Origin of the sequence: Microbacterium sp. CFBP9034 (assembly GCF_034045255.1) — a bacterium.
Taxonomy (GTDB): Bacteria; Actinomycetota; Actinomycetes; order Actinomycetales; family Microbacteriaceae; genus Microbacterium.
This window is the reverse complement of the sequence record NZ_JAXCWC010000001.1, coordinates 144,814-163,525: the sequence shown is the minus strand read 5'-3', so window position 1 is coordinate 163,525 and position 18,712 is coordinate 144,814. Positions and strand designations below refer to the sequence as shown.

General features: G+C 71.2%; 15 protein-coding genes. 5 read left to right on the top strand and 10 right to left on the bottom strand.

Annotated features, from left to right (window positions below; all coding sequences use genetic code 11):
- The first annotated feature begins 302 nt into the window (after positions 1 to 302).
- Both SOM19_RS00665 and SOM19_RS00660 read left to right on the top strand, forming a co-directional pair.
- Entirely contained in the window at positions 303 to 2,474 is a 2,172-nt protein-coding gene (locus SOM19_RS00665) for a DEAD/DEAH box helicase (protein WP_320484626.1), read from the top strand.
- Between the two features lie 212 nt (positions 2,475 to 2,686).
- Positions 2,687 to 4,456, top strand: coding sequence for a glycosyl hydrolase family 18 protein (locus SOM19_RS00660; RefSeq protein ID WP_320484625.1), 1,770 nt, complete (start codon positions 2,687 to 2,689; stop codon positions 4,454 to 4,456).
- Between the two features lie 52 nt (positions 4,457 to 4,508).
- Here SOM19_RS00660 and SOM19_RS00655 read toward each other — a convergent pair whose 3' ends face one another.
- A complete protein-coding gene (locus tag SOM19_RS00655; RefSeq protein WP_320486634.1) occupies positions 4,509 to 5,171 on the bottom strand; it encodes a TetR/AcrR family transcriptional regulator in 663 nt (220 codons plus the stop codon).
- Positions 5,172 to 5,251: 80 nt separating this feature from the next.
- Between SOM19_RS00655 and SOM19_RS00650 the strand changes: the two genes are divergently transcribed.
- Positions 5,252 to 6,163 (top strand): alpha/beta fold hydrolase, encoded by a 912-nt coding sequence (locus SOM19_RS00650; protein WP_320484624.1) that lies wholly within the window; start codon positions 5,252 to 5,254, stop codon positions 6,161 to 6,163.
- 11 nt (positions 6,164 to 6,174) lie between these two features.
- On the opposite strand, the gene SOM19_RS00645 is transcribed toward SOM19_RS00650, so the two are convergent.
- A complete protein-coding gene (locus tag SOM19_RS00645) occupies positions 6,175 to 7,263 on the bottom strand; it encodes an Rv2578c family radical SAM protein (RefSeq protein WP_320484623.1) in 1,089 nt (362 codons plus the stop codon).
- A gap of 118 nt (positions 7,264 to 7,381) precedes the next feature.
- Between SOM19_RS00645 and SOM19_RS00640 the strand changes: the two genes are divergently transcribed.
- Together SOM19_RS00640 and SOM19_RS00635 are read left to right on the top strand one after the other, a co-directional pair.
- Positions 7,382 to 8,692 (top strand): M15 family metallopeptidase, encoded by a 1,311-nt coding sequence (locus SOM19_RS00640; protein ID WP_320484622.1) that lies wholly within the window; start codon positions 7,382 to 7,384, stop codon positions 8,690 to 8,692.
- Between the two features lie 211 nt (positions 8,693 to 8,903).
- On the top strand, positions 8,904 to 10,067 hold the full coding sequence (locus tag SOM19_RS00635) for an acyl-CoA dehydrogenase family protein (protein ID WP_320484621.1): 1,164 nt from the start codon (positions 8,904 to 8,906) through the stop codon (positions 10,065 to 10,067).
- 88 nt (positions 10,068 to 10,155) lie between these two features.
- On the opposite strand, the gene SOM19_RS00630 is transcribed toward SOM19_RS00635, so the two are convergent.
- From SOM19_RS00630 to SOM19_RS00595, 8 genes are all read right to left on the bottom strand, one after another.
- Entirely contained in the window at positions 10,156 to 11,028 is an 873-nt protein-coding gene (locus SOM19_RS00630) for a DUF6999 family protein (RefSeq protein ID WP_320484620.1), read from the bottom strand.
- Between the two features lies 1 nt (position 11,029).
- Positions 11,030 to 11,731, bottom strand: a complete 702-nt coding sequence (locus tag SOM19_RS00625) for an iron-containing redox enzyme family protein (protein WP_320484619.1) — start codon at positions 11,729 to 11,731, stop codon at positions 11,030 to 11,032.
- Entirely contained in the window at positions 11,728 to 12,870 is a 1,143-nt protein-coding gene (locus tag SOM19_RS00620; protein WP_320484618.1) for a 3-oxoacyl-[acyl-carrier-protein] synthase III C-terminal domain-containing protein, read from the bottom strand. The genes SOM19_RS00625 and SOM19_RS00620 overlap by 4 nt, the downstream gene beginning before the upstream one ends.
- Before the next feature lie 448 nt (positions 12,871 to 13,318).
- Positions 13,319 to 13,804, bottom strand: a complete 486-nt coding sequence (locus SOM19_RS00615) for a GNAT family N-acetyltransferase (protein ID WP_320484617.1) — start codon at positions 13,802 to 13,804, stop codon at positions 13,319 to 13,321.
- A gap of 634 nt (positions 13,805 to 14,438) precedes the next feature.
- Entirely contained in the window at positions 14,439 to 15,011 is a 573-nt protein-coding gene (locus SOM19_RS00610; protein WP_320484616.1) for an ECF transporter S component, read from the bottom strand.
- Positions 15,008 to 15,883, bottom strand: coding sequence for a siderophore-interacting protein (locus tag SOM19_RS00605; protein WP_320484615.1), 876 nt, complete (start codon positions 15,881 to 15,883; stop codon positions 15,008 to 15,010). Before SOM19_RS00605 ends, SOM19_RS00610 begins: the two co-directional genes overlap by 4 nt.
- Positions 15,884 to 15,920: 37 nt before the next feature.
- Positions 15,921 to 16,772: an energy-coupling factor transporter transmembrane component T gene (locus tag SOM19_RS00600; protein WP_320484614.1), complete on the bottom strand. Its 852-nt coding sequence runs from the start codon at positions 16,770 to 16,772 to the stop codon at positions 15,921 to 15,923.
- Positions 16,769 to 18,646 (bottom strand): ABC transporter ATP-binding protein, encoded by a 1,878-nt coding sequence (locus tag SOM19_RS00595; protein ID WP_320486633.1) that lies wholly within the window; start codon positions 18,644 to 18,646, stop codon positions 16,769 to 16,771. The genes SOM19_RS00600 and SOM19_RS00595 overlap by 4 nt, the downstream gene beginning before the upstream one ends.
- Positions 18,647 to 18,712 lie beyond the last annotated feature (66 nt).

Here is an 18,712-nt window from a genome sequence, read left to right as displayed (position 1 = left end):
GTACCGCTGCGACCATGGTAATGGGCCGATGCCTGAGAACACACCGCGTGTGCAGAATCCGGCCCGGCTTCCTCCCAGGCGACTCCGCTACCCTGGACCAGTCGGCTCTGGACACCGCGCTGTGCGCGGATGGGTTTGTGAGTCCAAGGGGCCGATGGTGGAGACGACTTCCGTCTCGACGACCATCATCTGAATGGCCCCCGGCCGACGACAGTCCGGGTTGCTCCACGCCGCCATAGCGGCCTCGCACGCGTGCGATCTGAGAGCGCTGTTCTCGCAGAACAACCCAGAAGGACACCCCCATGCCCAAGAACAAGAAGGCAGCAGGCGGTCGACCCGCCAAGAACTTCGAGCCCCGCTACGCCGCGAAGACGAGCTTCCAGGACCGCAAGCGCCGCCCGGGCGAGGCCTCCGCCGGCAAGCCCGGCAGCAAGAGCGCCGGCCACCGCGGCTACCGTGCGGAAGAGACGACGGATGCCGCGCCCAAGCGCCGCTGGACCGCGCAGGAGCGCGCCGGTCGCGACGAGTCGCGCGGGATCCGCACGCACTCGCAGGGCGCGCGCAACGACCGCCCGGCTCGGTCGTTCGATGACCGTCCCGCGCGTTCCTACGACGACCGCCCGGCGCGCTCGAACAGCGACCGCCCGGCTCGTTCCACCGGCGACCGTCCCGGCCGCTCGTACGGCGATCGCCCGGCCCGCTCCTATGACGACCGTCCGGCTCGTTCGAACAGCGACCGTCCGGCTCGTCCGGCGCATCTCGATCGCGTCGACCGCGACGACCGCCGGTCCTTCGGCGACGCGCGTCCGTCGTACCGCCGCGACGAGCGGCCCGCTCGCTCGAACTCGGACCGCCCGGCGCGTTCGTACGATGACCGTCCGGCGCGTTCGAACTCGGACCGTCCGGCTCGTTCGTACGATGACCGTCCGGCTCGTTCGAACTCGGACCGCCCCGCTCGTTCGTACGATGACCGCCCGGCGCGTTCGTACGATGACCGCCCGGCGCGTTCGTACGATGACCGTCCGGCGCGTTCCAACTCGGACCGCCCGGCGCGTTCTCACTCGGACCGCCCGGCGCGTTCGTACGATGACCGCCCGGCCCGCTCGTACTCCGACCGCCCGGCGCGTTCCTCCGACGACCGTCCTCGTCGCGACGACCGCCCCCGCGGCACCAGCGCATCGGGTCGTGCGGACTGGAATGCCCCTGCTCGCACCGCGGCGCACGAGGCCCATGTCGATGTCGTGCACGAGCGCCTGCAGGCCGAGGCCGTCCAGGCCGGCGAGGTCGCGGACGTGAAGTTCGGCGACCTGGGGCTGGGCGAGCGGATCGTCCGCACGCTCGCGGAGCTCGGCGCCCCCACGCCGTTCCCCATCCAGGCCGCCACGATCCCCGCGATCCGCGCCGGCAAGGACGTGCTGGCACGCGGCCGCACCGGCTCGGGGAAGACGATCGCCTTCGGCGCTCCGCTCGTCGAGAATGTGCTGCGCGCCCAGTCGGGCAAGCGCCGCGAGTTCGCGCGTGCACCCCAGGCGCTGATCCTGGCCCCGACCCGCGAGCTCGCGCTGCAGATCGATCGCACCATCCAGCCGATCGCCCGCAGCGTGGGCCTGTTCACCACCCAGATCTACGGCGGCGTCCCCCAGGGCCGCCAGGTGGGCGCTCTCCGGAAGGGCGTCGACATCATCATCGGCACCCCTGGCCGCATCGAGGACCTGGTGAAGCAGGGCAAGCTCGACCTGTCGGACGTGCGGGTCGCCGTCCTCGACGAGGCCGACCACATGTGCGAGCTCGGATTCCTCGAGCCGGTGCAGCGAATCCTCCGTCTCACCGCGGATAACAGCCAGAAGCTGCTCTTCTCGGCGACGCTCGACCGCGAGGTCGCCGCTCTCGTCGATGAGTTCCTCGTCGAGCCGGCCGTCTACGAGGTCGCCGGCGAAGATCAGGACTCGGGCACGATCGACCACCGCATCCTGGTGATCGAGCACCGCGACAAGGCAGAGATCCTCGACTCGCTCGTGAGCCGCGAGGGCAAGACGCTCGTCTTCGCCCGCACCCGCGCGTACGCCGAGATGCTCGCAGAGCAGTTCGACGATGCGGGCATCAGCGCGCTCGCCCTCCACGGCGACCTCAACCAGGCCAAGCGCACGCGCAACCTCGAGAAGCTGACGTCGGGCCGGGTGCAGGTGCTCGTGGCGACGGATGTCGCGGCACGGGGCATCCATGTCGACGACATCGATCTGGTCGTGCAGGCCGACGCGCCCGACGAGTACAAGACGTACCTTCACCGGTCCGGCCGCACGGGCCGTGCCGGTCGCTCGGGCACCGTCGTCACGCTGATCACTCGTCAGCGCCGCCGCCGCATGACCGAGATGCTGGAGCGCGCCGAGATCGACGCTCCGTTCGACGAGGTGCGCCCCGGCGACGACCTGATCGAGGAGCTCACCGGGCGTCAGCTCGCGAACGTCGACGCCTGACCTGTCTCCGCGTAGGCCGCCTGGATCACATCGATTCCGGCGGCCTTCGTCGATGCCGCGGGCTTTCTTCGTCAATCGACCCTTCCGTTCGACGGCGACCGCGTGCCAGACTTGGCGATGAGCCTATTTGTTAGGACGGTTACCTAATCCGCCTGGCGCGTCGGCTCGGTCCGGATTCCCCCGCCGGACCCCGCGCAATCGAAGGAGCTCGTGTGACCCCCCGCATTCCCGCTCTCGCCGTCGCCGGTGCGCTGCTCATCGGCCTGGTCGGTGCGTCTCCCGCCGTAGCGGCCGACGATGAGCCCACCCCGACGACCACGGTGAACGGCTACCGCAATGTCGGCTACTACGGCCAGTGGCGCGCGACCGGAGAGGCTCAGGCGACGCTCGAGCGCCTGTTCGTCGATACCGCCGCCGCTGAGAACCTCACCCACCTGAACTACTCGTTCGGCAATATCGCCGGCGACCAGGCCGCTCTCGACGCGGGCCGCTCCGCCGGCGTGAAGGGACTCGACGGCGTCGCTCCCCACACGTGCTTCATCTCCGACACCCCCGCGCCCGGACCCGGCCAGACCGACACTGCCGGAGACGCCGACAGCGACTTCGTGCACGCGTTCACCGCGGCGGACTCGGTGCTGGGCATCGGCGACACCAAGAAGCAGAAGCTCGCCGGCAACTTCAACCAGCTGCGCCAGCTGAAGCGGCTCTACCCCGACCTGAAGGTCAATGTGTCGCTCGGCGGCTGGTCGTGGTCGAAGTCGTTCTCCAAAGCCGTCGCGACGCCCGAGCTGCGCTCGACGCTCGTGGAGTCGTGCATCGACCTGTACATCCGCGGCGACCTCCCCGTCATCGGAGGACGGGGCGGCCCCGGCGCGGCCGCGGGCATCTTCGACGGCTTCGACCTCGACTGGGAGTGGCCCGGCGCGCCGGACTGGGCCCAGGAGATCGGCAACAGCGTCGACCCCGTGAACGACAAGGCGAACTTCCTCGCATTCGTCAAGGAGTTCCGGGCGCAGCTCGACGCCGTCGAGGCCGAGACCGGCGACGACTACGAGCTCTCGGCCTTCCTGCCGGCAGGTCCGACCCAGATCGCGGCAGGGGGATGGAACTCGCCCGAGCTCTTCGAATACCTCGACTACGCGAACCTGCAGGGTTACGACCTCTGGGGATCGTGGACCGCCGAGACCGGCCACCAAGGCAACGTCTACGGCGATCCCGCACACAACTGGGGGCTGGGCCTCGACACGGTCGTGAACTCCTACGTCTCGGCGGGCGTCGACCCGGCGCAGCTCAACCTGGGGCTCGCCGCGTACGGGCAGGGCTGGCGCGATGCCGAGCCGCAGCCGTGGACTCTCTCGGGCGGTGGACTCACCCAGATCACGTGGGATCAGCTCAAGGAGCGCGACCTCGAGATCCACCACGAGTACACCGCGGACGGCGACTTCAATGCGACCTGGGGCTACGACCCGGCGACGCGCGAGTTCTGGTCGTTCGACGACGAGCTGGCGGTCGCCGAGAAGACCGCGTGGGCGATCGGCAAGGGCCTCGGCGGCGTCGACTTCTGGGAGGTCGGCAACGACGTCGCGGGCGACCTGTCGACGGCATCCGCCGAGGTGCTCCGCGCCGCCGCGCCGGGCCCGGTGGCCGGTGCACCCGCCCTGCTGTGCGCGCAGACTCCGGATGCCGCCGCCACCCCGTGGAACGCGCAGACGACGTACCGCGGCGGCGAGCTGGTCTTCCTCGACGGACGCGTGTTCGAGGCCCAGTGGTACGCGAAGGGCGACGTGCCCGGCGCCTCGACCCGCGGACCGTGGAGCACGCTCACGGCGTGCGGCCTCGATCCGGACACCGTCCAGGCCTGGTTCGCCGACCGGATCTATCTCAAGGGCGACCAGGTGGTGCACGAGGGCGTGACCTACACCGCCCAGTGGTGGACTCGCGACCAGCAGCCCGGCGCCAAGAACGGTCCCTGGACGCGCTGACCAGCGGCCGACACGACGAGCGCGTCCCCACCCGGGGGCGCGCTCGTCCGCGTCAGGAGGCCGTGGGCACGCGGCCGATCTCCGCGACGCGCGCCGGATCGGCGCCGAGGCCCGACAGGCGCGAGCGCAGCGCCGTGGCGGCGCGGTCGTACGGCGCGGCGCTCCCGTACATCAGGGAGCGGGTGTTGGCGGCTTCGAGGAACGACACGATCTCGAACGTGAGCTGGCGCGCGTCGTCGAGGCCCGGCAGCTCACCGGCGGTCATGGCGTGCTCGATCGACAGCGACAGGTAGTCCTCCCAGTCCGACGACGCGCTGATGACCGCGTCACGGACCGGACCCGGCTTCGCGTCGTACTCGACCGAGGCGGCGGCGAAGAAGCACCCCCCGCGGAAGACCCGCTCATCGGAGTACTCGAGCCACGATGAGATGAGGGCGCTGACGCGGGACAGCCCCCGCTCGGAGCGAACCCGCGCGGGGGCGATGACGCGCTCGACGAACACCTCGCGCGCGGCCGTGACGGTGGCGAGCTGCAGCTGCTCCTTCGAACCGAAGAGAGTTGCGACCCCGCTCTTGCTGTGGCCCGCGGCATCCGCCAATCGACCGATCGTGAGGCCGTCCAAGCCATCGACCGACGCGATGTCGATCGCGTGGGCGAGGATCGCGCGCCGGGACTCATCGCCCCGCGCGCGCCGTCCGTCCAGCTGCTCTTGCATCACCGGATAAGGTTACCGTACGATCGTTCGTATTCATACGCACGATCGTACGTATTTCTCGCCGGAAGTCAGGAGCCGCCATGGATCTCGCACTCTCGACCGCAGGAGTCGCGGTGCGCGCCGCGGGCGCCGTCTCGCCGCGCTGGGGTGCCGCCGTGGCTCTGCCGCTCTTCGGCCATGTCTCCCGGCCGCGGCCCGTCGGCGCGGGCGAGCAGGCCACGATGTGGCAGGCGCGTCGCTCCACGCTCCGCATCCCCGGAATCCAGCGCAGCGGCCCGGGCGTGGTCGCCTACGAGTGGGGTCACGGCACCGACGTCGTCGTGCTCGCCCACGGGTGGACCGGCCGAGCGAGCCAGTTCGCTGCGCTCGTGCGCGAGCTGACCGCCGAGGGCCTCCGAGTCGTCGCGTTCGACGCGCCGGCGCACGGTGACTCCTCGGGCCGCCGCACGTATCTCGTCGACTGGATCGATGCGCTCACCGAGCTGCAGCAGCGGCACGGGCGGTTCCACGCGGTCGTCGGCCACTCCTTCGGCGGGCTGGCGGCGCTGGTCGCGGGCGCCGATGGCGTCCAGGCGGACCACGTGATCACGGTGGCGGCTCCCGCCGATGCCGACCTCCTCCTGTCGCAGTTCCAGGGCATGCTCGGCTACGGCGACCCCACGTCCGCGGCGCTGCGAGAGCGGTTCGCGCGGCGCTACTTCCCCGGCGAGGCCGATCCGTTCGGCCGGCTGTCGCCGGTGAGGCGTCCGCTGCCCGCCGGCGTCGCCCTGCTCGCTGTGCATGACGAGGCCGATCGGATGGTTCCCTACGGCGAGCTATCCCGCATCCGGGCTGCCAATGGCGGGGCACGCGCCGTGACGACCCGCGGCTTCGGTCACAACCGCATCCTCGAGTCCGATCCCTTCCTCGACGCGGTCCTGGAGTTCATCGCGCCGCCGGCCATCCGTGAGGTGCCGCGCGTGGCCACCGCCGAGGCCGCGGACGCCGCCTGATCGCGTGCGCGTCAGAACAGCGACGGCTGGGCGGCCGATGCCGCTGCGGCCCGACCTCGCGACGTCGTGACCACGCCGGCGGCGCGCGCTTCGGCGCGGGCGGCCAGGCCCGACACCGGCGTGCCGCGGGGGTGGTCGTCTTCGGCTCGCCCGTCCAACCCGTGTACGCGAAGGAGCGGACGAACGCGCTTCGCGAGCCACGCCCGGTAGGCCTTCGGTGCGTTGGTGGAGGCCCCCGGGTACAGGCCGAGATAGGACGAGACCAGCTCGGGATGCTCTTGCTCGAGCCATTGCATGAACCACTGCTTCGCGCCGGGGCGCAGATGCAGCGCGCCGTAGACCACGCGCGTCGCGCCGGCCGCCTTGATGCGCACCAGCGCGTCGTCGATCGCGGCGATCGAGTCTGTGAGGTGGGGGAGGATCGGCATCAGGAACACGGTGACAGGGAAGCCGGCATCGGTCGCGGCGCGGACCGTGTCGAGTCGGGCCGTCGTGGTGGGCGTGCCGGGCTCGATGAGATGCTGCAGGGCGTCGTCGAAGACCGCGATCGACATGGCGATCGATACGCGCACCGATCTCGCGGCATCGGTCAGCAGCGGGAGGTCCCGTCGTAGGAGCGTGCCCTTGGTGAGGATCGAGAACGGCGTGCCCGACTCGGTCAGCGCACCGACGACGCCGGGCATGAGCTTGTACCGGCCCTCTGCGCGCTGATAGGGATCGGTGTTCGTGCCGAGCATGACCGGCTGGTGCGACCACGTGCCGCGGCGCAGCTCCTTCTCGAGCACCTCGGCGACGTTGATCTTGACGATGACCTGGGTGTCGAAGTCGCGGCCGGCATCGAGTTCGAGATACTCGTGCGTGCCACGGGCGAAGCAGTACACGCACGCATGGCTGCAGCCGCGGTAGGGGTTCACCGTCCAGTCGAACGGCATGGCGGATGCCCCGGGCACATGGTTGAGGGCGGTCCTGCAGAGCACCTCGTGAAAGGTGACCCCCGCGAAGTCGGGGGTCGTCACGGATCGCACGAGGCCGTTGAGGTGCTCGAGGCCCGGCAGGGCCGCGGCATCCGCCACTCCCAGTTCCTGACCCTGCCAACGCATAGGACTATGGGAACAGATGTTCGATAACCTGTCAAGCGGACGCTCGAGAGCATCGAACACGGACGTGATCCGCGTCCCGTCATTTCCGCACGCCCGGCGCACGGGCGACAATGGGGGTGTGACGGCGCCCGATTCGCCTGAAACCCCGACGACTCGTCGCGCCGCCAGAGCGATGCGCGAGGGGGCCGACGGTCGCGCGCCGGAGGTGCAGCCGGGTGCGACGGCTCCGGCCGAGCCTCCGTTTCTCCTTCCCGAGGACGTCCCCGCGCTCGCGCTCCCCCCCGAGGTCCACGTCGCCCGGCCGGCGTCGCTCCCGAGCGGGTTCGCCGCCACTCCTGCCGCCCCTCCGGCCCGGCCGTCGACGGCGCCGCAGCAGCGGGTGCGAGGCAGTCGCCGCGCTCGCCGGCCCGACCGTCGGCACAGCGCCCGCCGGGCGGCGCGCGCGCAGGCGATCGAGGCCGGCGGGAACGAGGGCCCTCCCGCCCGCCACGTGCGGCCACGGCGTCTGACCCGGGTCGGCGTCGCCGTGGTGCTCGCGCTCGGCGGTGCGCTTCTGCTCGGCTCGACGGCCGCGGTGACCGCACTCGTCACCGGCGCCACGGGCGTCGAGGACCCGAGCGCGGATGCGGTGGCGCGCATGGCGGTCGCACCCCCGACGGCGACCGCGCTGCCGGTGCCGAAGGTGGCGCAGACGCCGGTGTCGGCCGACATCTGCGCCGACCCGGAGTTCATGACCGCCGTCGAGAAGCATCAGGACGAGAGCGCCGTCGTCGCCGCGGGGGGCGGTGAGGCGTTCCGCGCCGCCGTGGTCGGCGGTGATGCGCCGTGCGTCGACCTCGACGACCCGACGAGGATCTGGGCCGTCATCAACAAGGCGCGACCCTACGACCCGATCGACTACCGGCCGTCGGGCCTGATGATGCCCGACGGGGTGCGCAGTCTCGAAGGCGGCTCGCTGCGCGCGGATGCGGCATCCGCTCTCACGTCGCTCGTCACCGCGGCGCGCGAAGCCGGTGTCGGCGAGCTCGCGCTCGAGAGCGGCTTCCGCTCGTATGAGACCCAGCAGGGCTCGTACGGCAGGCAGGTCGACTCGAAGGGCGCTCAGCAGGCCGACCTGGTGAGCGCGCGGCCCGGTTTCAGCGAGCATCAGTCGGGACTGACCGGCGACGTCGTGGCGTGCTCCGGCGGCTGCAGCACGCTCGACGACCTCGCGGCGACGAGCCAGGGGGCGTGGGTCGCGGAGCACGCGTGGGAGCACGGCTGGATCGTCCGGTACGTCGAGGGCGCCACCGGCGTGACCGGATATCTCCCCGAGCCGTGGCATCTGCGCTTCATCGGTCCGGAGCTCGCCCGCGCGTATCACGACGGCGGCTGGCGCACCCTCGAGGAGTTCTTCGGGCTCGCCCCGGCTCCCGCGTACCTCGGCTGACGCCTCGCGCGGGGTCGCCGGCGGCCCCGCGCAGGCAGATTGAGGCATCCCACAAAGCACGGGACCCGGTTCCAGGTTCCTTAGGACCGGATCTCACATACCGCCCGGTATGGAAGTGTTGCACCCGCTATGATCGACAGGGGCCGCCCGGCGGGGTCGACAGCGACCGGCCGCCTGGCGAGACGCTCGAAGACGAGAGGAAGGCGCACACATGGAGCGCGACATCTACGACGAGGACCACGAGGCGTTCCGCGACGTCGTCAAGGAGTTCATCAAGCGCTACGCGACGATCGAGAAGATCGCGCAGTGGGATGCCGACGGAGAGATCGACCGGGCGACCATGCTCGCCGCCGGCGAGTCGGGGCTCATCGGCCTGTCGGTCCCCGAGGAGTTCGGCGGCGCCGGGATGCTCCAGGACTTCCGCTTCCGCACGATCGTCAACGAAGAGGTCATCGCCGCGGGCGCGGGCTCCCTCGCCGGTGCCTTCGGCATCCAGGACGACCTCGCCGTGCCCTACATCGTGCACATGGGCACGCAGGAGCAGAAGGAGAAGTGGCTCCCACGCATGGCGACCGGTGAGATCCTCGGCGCTCTCGCGATGACCGAGCCCGGTGCCGGCAGCGACCTGCGAGGCATCAAGACGACGGCCAAGAAGGTCGACGGCGGCTACCTGGTCAACGGCGCGAAGACCTTCATCTCGAGCGGCAAGACCGCCGACATCGTCGTGACGTTCGTCAAGACCGGCGAGGGCAACCGCCCGGACGCCTTCAGCCTCGTCATCGTCGAGAACGGCATGGAGGGCTTCGACCACGGCAAGAAGCTGCACAAGATGGGCTCGCACGGCCACGACACCGCCGAGCTGTCGTTCAGCGACGTGTTCGTGCCCGAGGAGAACCTCATCAGCGGCAAGGAGGGCCAGGGCTTCATCCAGCTCATGATGAACCTCCCGCTGGAGCGCCTGTCGATCGGCATCGCCGCCGGAGCCGCCGCGCAGGCCGGACTCGCGTGGACGCTGGAGTACACCAAGAGCCGCGAGGCCTTCGGCGAGCGGATCATCGACTTCCAGAACACCCGCTTCAAGCTGGCGGATGTCGCCACCACGGTCGACGTCATGTGGGCGTACCTCGACCGCGCGCTGCTGGCCTACAAGGACGGCAAGCTGTCGGCCGAGGAGGCCGCCAAGGTGAAGCTGTGGACCACCGAGCGCGAGTGGGAGATCCTCGACACGTGCGTGCAGCTGCACGGCGGCTACGGGTACATCACCGAGTACCCCATCGCGAAGGCGCTCCTCGACGCCCGGGTGCACCGCATCTACGGCGGCACGAACGAGATCATGCGCGAGATCGTCGGCCGTCAGATCGCCGGCAAGCGCTAGGACGACCTGTGACGGATGCCGCGTCCCAGACCCCTCGCGGGGCTCGGGGCGCGGCATCCGTCGTCTCCTCCGGCGGCAGCCGGCACCGTCAGTCGAAGGCGGCGGGGGTCTGGCGCGGATAGGCGCCGCCGGCGAGCTTCACCAGGCGGGCATGCGCGTACTCGCACACCAGCGCGTGACGGTAGACCATCCGCGGCACGTCCACGTTCGAGTCCATCCAGAGGCTCACGCCGCCGAGCTTCCAGTGGCGGAAGGTCTCGTCGTCGCAGACCAGCGCGAGGATCTCGAGGAACGAGTCGTCGAAGCGGATCGAGTGCACGGCGCGGCGATACTCCTCGACCGTGAGCGCCATCGAGAACGGGATGTTCATGAAGCACAGCGCGGTCTGGATGTCGAGGCGGATGAACCGCCGCCGGCCGCGCTCCGCGTCGAGGCGCGGGATGTCGAGCTGGGCGAAGTCGAGGGTCTCGGGCCGGGTCAGCGGCACCTTGTCGAGCGCGATGAGCACGTCGTACACGTTGACGTCGTGCTCGACGACGGCGGAGTCCCCGAGTCCCGCCAGCGTCTCGGGCCGCAGGGTCACCGGGGCCATGTCCACGGGAGTGTTGCGGATGATGAAGTTGACGAGATTCGTCTCGACGACGAAGTGCCGGATGAGCAGCTCGACGGCGTCAGGTGAGACGAACCGCCGGAGGAACCACACGCACAGGAAGTCCATCGTGGCCAGTGGCATCCATCGGAACGGCAGGACCCGCTTGACGATCGAGATCAGCGCGACGAGCACGCGCGAGAAGACCCGCGCGATCGGGTAGAGCCAGCGCCGCGACAGGCGTCGCTGGTCGTCGATGATCTGTCGCACCAGCGCGCGATCGAGCGGGACGGACGGGTCGGCGTAGACCGCCTCCCACATGCTCGGGTCGGAGCGGACGAACTCCGGCAGCGAGGGCCGTGGCGCCGCCATGTCAGCGGTCCAGTTCCTCGAGCTGAAGGGCGTACAGCCGGGCGACGACCTGGGCGCAGCGGACGATGTCGTCGGCGGCTGCGTCGTCGATCATCCCCGAGGTGAGGATCGCGTCGAGGTCGCCCGTGTGCGCACTGTCGGCCTGCTGGTGGTACTGCATGAAGTGCACCTGATTGTCGGCGAGCCCGAGCACCTCCTGGAAGCGGGCGGCCCAGCCGGCGGCGCGCCTGGCGCCCAGACCTTCGATGATGAACATGGCGCCGAGCAGCCCCACCGGATTCGGCTGCCCGGCGTAGTGGAACATGTAGCCGGACAAGGCCTCGGAGCCGACGTTCTTCCGGCCGCTGCGCAGCTCGGCGAGCGAGCCGCCGATCGCCACATAGTCGCGCTCGATCATGAGGTAGTCGCGATGCTCCTCCTCGGCGTGGCGGATCGCCGCCGCGCGCAGCTCGAAGTGCTCGATGTCGAAGCTGGATGCGGCCCGCGAGATCCACGGGGAGCCGTCGACGACCTGCTGGCGGAGGTTGAACAGCAGGCGCTTGTAGTCCTCCAGGGTCACCGTGCCGTCGGCCAGCCGGTTCAGGAGGGGCACACGCGACAGGTGCTCTTCGAGCTCGGTCCAGACTTCGGCCAGGCGGTCGGAGACGGTGGCCGCTGCTGCGGGCACGGCATCGGCGGGAACGGTCGTCGAGGTTGTCGTCATGTCACTGCTCCTGAGAAATCGGATGGGGCGACCACGGTGAGGTGGGCGAAGGCGAACGAGAATCGTCCGGACTCGGGCACGGCGAGCAGCACGGTCTCGCCCGGGGCGAAGCGGCCGGCGCTCCACGCCTCTTCGAGGGCGATGAAGATGCTCGCCGACCCGGTGTTGCCGCGCGTCTCGAGATTGGAGAACCAGCGGTCGGTGTCGAGCGTCGGGATGCGGCGTCGCAGTGCGTCGAACGCGACGTCGCGGAACATGTTGGTGCTGTAGTGGCAGACCACGTGGTCGAGGTGATGGACGTCGACCAGGCCGATGTCGACGAGCTCCTCGAACTGGCGGATGCCGGCGTCGGCGAGGTCGTCGAGCATGCTCACGTCCTGCCGCAGCACGAACATCCCGCGGCGTTCGGCCTCGTCGATTCCCACGTCCTGCCACGTGCTGCCGAGCGACGGCTCGGCACCGGCCATGCCGGCGCGCATGCACACGTCGTGCTCGTGGGCGAGGGAGACCTGGCGCACCCAGTCCACGCGCAGCGAGGGCTTCGTCGGATGCGGCTGGAACTCCACGACGACGGCGCCCGCGCCATCGGACAGCATCCAGCGGAGGAAGTGCGAGTCCATGCCGGCCCGGATGCCGTCGAAGCGACGCTGGCGCAGGCTCCGGCTCGGCAGCTCCGACCCGACGACCGCCGCCACCGGATGGTCGCCGAGGCGGATCTTGCTGACCGCGGCATCGAGCGCGGCCAGGCTCGACGCGCAGACGCCCGACGCGGACAGCAGCTGCATCGGGCCGCCGCCCAGACGGCCGTGCACCATCGACGCGAAGCCCGGCACGAGCACATCGCCCATGGTCGTCGCGCAGGCCAGCATGCGCAGATCGTCGGCGGGTATCCCTCGGTCGTCGAGGGCGGCCTGGAGCGCCTTGACGGCGAGCTCCTCGTTGAGCTCGGTCGGCTCGCCGTGCTCGTCGAGCGCGTGGTGGCGGCGGCGGATGCCGTTGGACTCGAGGATGCGGCGCCGGATGCGTTCCGTGACCGGGTCGTCGCCGCCGAGTCGGGCCGCGATCCCGTCGTTGTCGACCGGATCGCCCGGGAGGTAGCGGCCGAACCCCGTGAGATACGCCGTCGCCGTCGTGGCCATGGTGATGACACTAGGCCACGGGCAGGACGGTCGCCCGGGGTGCTGTGGACGGGTCGCCGGGTGGCGCGTGCCGGGCGCCGGGTGCCGGGTGCCGTGCGCCGGGTGGGCTGACAGTGCGCGGGCCGGGCTCGGGTGCGTCGGCCGGGCTCGGGTGCGTCGGCCGGGCTCGGGTGCGTCGGCCGGGCTCAGGGGATCTGCCGTGCTCAGGATGGATTCGGCCGATTCGGTCCTGATGCGGGCGGAATTCCTGACTTCGGTCGATCGCCGCGGCGGCCGATCTTCGGACCACGCCGGATCGCCGACGGTTCTCCGCTTCCTCGCTTCGGTTGCCACCGCCCCGGCTCAGGGGATCTGCCGTGCTCAGGATCGAATCCACCCATCCGGGCCTGATGCGGGCGGATCTCCTGACCCGGGAAGCCCGGCCGGTGCAGGTGATCGCTCGGACTCTCTAGCCGCCTTCGACGGCGACATCCGCCCAGAGAAGTCGACCGCTGGTCCGGAAGCCGTTGCGTTCGTACAGGCGCGCGGAGGCCGGCGAGGCATGCACGGTGACGTGCTCGGCGCCGCGGTCGCGGGCCGTCGCGAGCACCGCGCGAACCAGCCGGCCGCCGATCCCGGCGCCTCGCAGCTCGGGAAGCACGTAACAGGACTGCAGGTCGCCCGACCACCGATCGAGGCTGCGCGTCGTCGCAACGCGCGGGGTCAGCGCCAGCCACGCCATTCCGACGATGGTGCCGTCGGCGTCGAGGGCGATGTGCGGCAGATGGGTGGCGGCATGGGCGCGCGCCCACTCCGCGGCCGCCTTCACGTACGCCGCCTCATCGACCGGGGGATCGTCGCCGGTCTCCCGGGTCCAGAGCCATCGCAGCTGGACGGTGTGCTCCAGCTCCGCGTCGCGAGCCAACCGGACCTCGACGACGGGGGATGACGACACGGCCCAACGATTCCAGAAGGAGCCGGGAGTTGCGAGGGTCGCGTGCCACTGGTGAAAGAACCTTTGGTTGGTATCCCGACCGGAGCCGACACGTCTGCACGCGAGAACCGGCGCGCGGTCGGGTCGCCGAGCTCAGGGGATCTGCCCTGTTCAGGACGGATTGAGCCGTTTCGGTCCTGACTGGGGCAGATCTCCTGACCCGGGCAGGAGCCGCGCCGGGACCCCGGGCAGAACCGGCGCACGGTCGGGTCGCCGAGCTCAGGGGATCTGCCCTGTTCAGGACGGATTGAGCCGTTTCGGTCCTGACTGCGGCAGATCTCCTGACCCGGGCAGGAGCCGCGCCGGGACCCTGGGCCGAAACGGCGCCCTGACCCGGGCAGGAGCCGCGCCGGGACCCTGGGCCGAGACGGCGCCCTGACCCGGGCAGGAGCCGCGCCGGGACCCCGGGCCGAACGGCGCCCTGACCCCGGCAGAAACCGCGCCGGGGACCCGGGCAGGAGCCGCGCCGGGACGCCGGGCAGAACCGGCGGCCTGACCCCGGCGGAAGCCGTGCCGCGACCCCGGGCCGAAACGGCGCCCTCACCCCGGCAGGAGCCGCGCCGGAACGCGCGGACACCAACCCCCCAGCCCGGGCTCAGTGCTGGCCGGCGGGCCCGTCGCCGCGGCCGAGGCCACGAGTCGCCAGACCACGACGCCGCGCGAGCTTGGCGACGCCTGCGCGCTTCAGCCGGTCGGCGATCAGGATGCCGAGGCCCACGCCCGCGACGCAGCTCGCGATCGTGAGCGCGAAGAACGCCACGACGGCCCAGAGCGGCATGGTGGCGAGGTCGAACGACGCCGCGGCGGCGAACGGATACACGATGCCGACGAACAGGGCGCCGGCGTAGAACTGCCAGGTCTTCCAGTACCGGTACAGGCCGAGCATGAACGGGATCTCGGCGAACACCGCCCACCAGATCGCGGCGCCGAGCCACGGGAACACCACGAGGCCCGACAGCACTCCGACGAGGATGCCGGCCAGCGGTCGCTCGAGCAGTCGCAGTGCGACCGTGGCCGGCAGCAGCCACAGCCCGGCCACCGCGACCGAGGCGAACGGCACCGTCACGAAGAGCACGGACGACACCCAGCCCGCGGCCCAGAGCAGGATCCCGCCGGCGACGCCGATCGCGGCGCACGTCAGCAGGAACGAGGTGGTGACGCGGCTCACGCGTGGGCCTCTGCGTTCGCGGCCTGCGCCTTGGGCGTCGGGGACGCCGCGCCGACCCGCCAGTACCCGCAGAAGCTCACAAGATCCTTCGGCACTCCGCGGTCGGTCACCAGGTGCCGGCGCGCCTCGGTGGGCAGCGCCTGCTCGCCGACGATGTAGGCGTGGAACGGGGCATCCGGAAGCGAAGCCTCGCGCAGTGCCTGCAGGGCGGGCGTTCCGGGCTTGACGTCGTGGTCGCGCACGATCCACCGAACCGTCACGCCCGCGGGGTGCTCGAACTCGAGGGCGTCCTCGGCGGACGGGACCTCGACGATCGCGAGTCCCGACGCGTGGGAGGGGAGCGACGCGCACACCCTGGCGATCGCGGGCAGACCGGTCTCGTCGGCCACGAGCACGACGCGGTCGGTGCCGCGCTCGGGGTTGAAGGCGAGACCCTCGTCGATGAGCACGACGCTCTCGCCGGGCTCGCACGTCTGCGCCCAGCGCGACGCCGGACCGGCCGTGCCGTCTTCCGGCGAGCCGTGGAGGACGAAGTCGACGTCGAGCTCGGCATCCGCTTCGTCCGTCGCGGGGCGGAAGGCGCGCACCGTGTAGTTGCGCATGACGGGCCGGACGCCGTCGGGGATGCGCAGGTACCGGAGGTAGCCGAACAGCTTGTTGGCCTTGGCGGGGAGGCGCTCGAGCCCCTCGTCGCCGCCGAGCGGAAGGAAGAGCCGGAACCACTGGTCGTAGCCGAGGGGACGGAAGGCGTCGATCTCGGCGCCGCCGAGGGTGACGCGCATCCAATGCGGCGAGAGCCGTTCGCTTCGAAGCACGGTCAGGTGCACCAGGCCCTGGGTCTCGGGCTTCACGAGTCTGCTGGCGAGCGCCATGGGTCCTCCGGGGGTCGAGGGGTGAAGGGGACGCGGCTCATGCGATGCCCCAGGGGAAGAAGATCCAGAACAACGCGGCGGACGCGACCCAGAAGAGCGCGATGAACACCACGTCGCGGGCACGGAACGGCACGAGGTGACGCTCGGTGCGGTCGGGGTGGGCGCCGAATGCCCGCGCGTCCATCGCCAGGGCGACGCGCTCGGCATGGCGGATGGCGCCGGCCATGAGGGGGACGACGTAGCCGAACCACCGCGCGATCGCGGCGAACGGTCCGCGACCGCCGTGCGCGCCGCGCACCCGATGCGCCTGCCGGATCACCTCGAGCTCGTGCCCGAACCTCGGCACGAACCGGAAGGCCGCCAGCGCGGTGTAGCCGATGCGGTACGGCACGCGCAGCTGCTGCACGGTGGCCCGGACCAGGTCGGGGCCCGTCGTCGAGAGCCCGGCGATCAGGGTCAGGGCGACGATCGCCGCGATGCGCAGGCCGGTCGCCAGTCCGATTGCGAGCGCGCCGCCGTAGAGCGTCCACGAGCCCAGCTGCAGCACGACGACCGACTGGTCGACGCGCGACGCCTCGGTCCACAGCGAGAAGCCGAGACCGATGAGGAGGGCGCCCGCGGGCAGCGCGAGCAGCAGCAGTCCGGCCAGGCGCCGGGTGAAGCTCACCCCCACCAGGAGGATCGCGTAGCTCAGCACCAGGAACGCGACCGGGGTCGCGGCATCCCGCACGAAGACCAGCAGCACCATCGCGGGCAGCGGTGCAGCGAGCTTCGCCAGCGGATTGAGCGCGTACAGGAACCGCACCGGCGACGCGTGGACGCGCTGCGCGTACGGGTCGAGCGTCGTGTGAACGGCCTGCGCGGCAGTCAGGGGCCCGGTCGCGGTCATGCGCCACCCCCGGCCGGGTCGCACGATGCGTCGATGGGGGCGGGAAGGTCGGCGAGGCGCACCGTGGTGGCGAGCTGCGGATGCCGCGCCAGGCCGTGCAGCGCTCGCCGGAGCGGCGGCAGCCGCAGGCCGGCGCGCTCGATCAGGGCGGTGTCGCCGAAGACGTCGGGCGTGGGCGCGGCCGCGAGCACCCGGCCGTCCGCCAGCACCACGGTGCGGTGGGCGTACTCGGTCACCAGCTGCATGTCGTGCGTCACGACGATGATCGTGGTGCCCTCGTCATTGAGCTCGCGCAGCAGGCGCAGCAGCTCGTCGGCCCGGGCGCGGTCCTGCCCGAACGTGGGCTCGTCGAGCACGAGCACCGGGGCGCCGGCCACGAGTGCGGTGCCCACCGACAGCCGGCGCTTCTGTCCGCCCGACAAGAGGAAGGGGTGGGTACGGGCTTTGGCCTCGAGTCCGAAGCGCTCGAGCAGGGCCATCGTGCGGTCGTGCACCTCGTCGTCGGGCAGCTGCCGCAGGCGCAGACCGTGTGCGACCTCGTCGAACACGGTGTGCGCGATGAACTGGTGCTCGGGGTTCTGGAACACGAACCCGATGCGCGCCGACAGGGTGCGGGCATCCGAGCGGCCGACGTCCAGCCCGTCGACGTGCACGGTTCCGCGCGGGGGCGGCACGACCCCGGCGAGCGCCTGGATGAGGCTCGTCTTGCCGGCGCCGTTGGCTCCGACGACTGCGACGAACTCGCCGGCGCCGATGTCGAGTCGCACGTCGAGCAGCACCTCGGTGCGGCCGCGACGCAGGGTGAGGCCCCGGACGGTGATGAGCGGCGCGGACGCCTCGGCCGTTCGTGGCGCCGGAGCGGCGGACCCTTCCGGCGCCGGAATCGGATTCTGGGGATGGATTCGGATGCCGGGGGCCGGGGCATCCGATTCGGGGGTGTCGTTCCGAGTCTGCGAGCCGGAACCGTCCGCGGGGGCCGGGGCGACCGGGACTGAGGAGCCCGGCGCGTCGGCCCCCTCGAGCGCGGCGTGAAGCTCGGCGGGAGTGAGGGGGAGCGGGTCGAGCGCATACCCGGCGCGACGAAGCCGCAGCGCCGCGATCGTGGAGACCGGGAGCCACACCCCCATGTCGTGCAGTTCGTCGGCGCGGCCGCGCAGCACGTCGTCCACGGTGCCGTCGGCGGTGAGCCCGCCGTCCTGGTCGAGCACGATCACGCGGTCGACGAACCCGACGGCGGCGTCGAGGTTGTGCTCGACCAGCAGGATGGCCCGGTCCCCCGACGCGACGAGCTCGGCGAGGGCGGCGTAGACCTCCTCGATCCCCCGCGGGTCGAGGTTCGCGGTGGGCTCGTCCAGCACGAGCAGCGGCGATCCCATGGCGAGGGCGCAGGCGATCGCGAGCCGCTGCCGCCCGCCGCCCGAGAGCCGGTCGGGGTTCTCGGAACGCCGCTCCCACAGGCCGACGCGTCGCAGCGCGGTCTCGGCGCGTTCGAGCACCTGGGCCACCGGCATCCGCAGGTTCTCGGGGCCGAAGGCGACCTCGTCGAGCAGGGTGCCGGTGACGAGCTGCGCATCGGGGTCCTGGAACACCATCGCGACGCGCGTGCTGAGCTCGGCGACGGTCGTCGCGAGCGTGTCGATCCCGGCCACCTCGACCGAGCCGGTCACGTCGGCAGGGACGGCGTGGGGGATCAGGCCGTTCAGCGCGAGCGTGAGCGTCGACTTGCCCGACCCGCTCGGTCCGAGCAGAAGCACGACCTCGCCCGCGGCGATGTCGAACGACACCGAGGCGGGAGCCGGCGAGGTCTCACCGTCGTGGGTGATCCCGAGATCCCGCACCCTCACCAGGGGAACGGGAGGAACCGCCGCCAGCATGGCGGAGGGGTCGCGCTCGGGTGAGGTCACGGAGATTCCTGGTCGAAGGGAACTAAGTCTCTCCTA

Bases quoted from the DNA above. Each gene is read 5' to 3' on its own strand.
- SOM19_RS00645 (WP_320484623.1), bottom strand. From the start codon at position 7,263: ATGCGTTGGCAGGGTCAGGAACTGGGAGTGGCGGATGCCGCGGCCCTG.
- SOM19_RS00620 (WP_320484618.1), bottom strand. From the start codon at position 12,870: ATGGCCACGACGGCGACGGCGTATCTCACGGGGTTCGGCCGCTACCTC.
- SOM19_RS00600 (WP_320484614.1), bottom strand. From the start codon at position 16,772: ATGACCGCGACCGGGCCCCTGACTGCCGCGCAGGCCGTTCACACGACG.
- SOM19_RS00650 (WP_320484624.1), top strand. From the start codon at position 5,252: ATGGATCTCGCACTCTCGACCGCAGGAGTCGCGGTGCGCGCCGCGGGC.
- SOM19_RS00665 (WP_320484626.1), top strand. From the start codon at position 303: ATGCCCAAGAACAAGAAGGCAGCAGGCGGTCGACCCGCCAAGAACTTC.
- SOM19_RS00655 (WP_320486634.1), bottom strand. From the start codon at position 5,171: ATGCAAGAGCAGCTGGACGGACGGCGCGCGCGGGGCGATGAGTCCCGG.
- SOM19_RS00635 (WP_320484621.1), top strand. From the start codon at position 8,904: ATGGAGCGCGACATCTACGACGAGGACCACGAGGCGTTCCGCGACGTC.
- SOM19_RS00605 (WP_320484615.1), bottom strand. From the start codon at position 15,883: ATGGCGCTCGCCAGCAGACTCGTGAAGCCCGAGACCCAGGGCCTGGTG.
- SOM19_RS00630 (WP_320484620.1), bottom strand. From the start codon at position 11,028: ATGGCGGCGCCACGGCCCTCGCTGCCGGAGTTCGTCCGCTCCGACCCG.
- SOM19_RS00625 (WP_320484619.1), bottom strand. From the start codon at position 11,731: ATGACGACAACCTCGACGACCGTTCCCGCCGATGCCGTGCCCGCAGCA.
- SOM19_RS00595 (WP_320486633.1), bottom strand. From the start codon at position 18,646: ATGCTGGCGGCGGTTCCTCCCGTTCCCCTGGTGAGGGTGCGGGATCTC.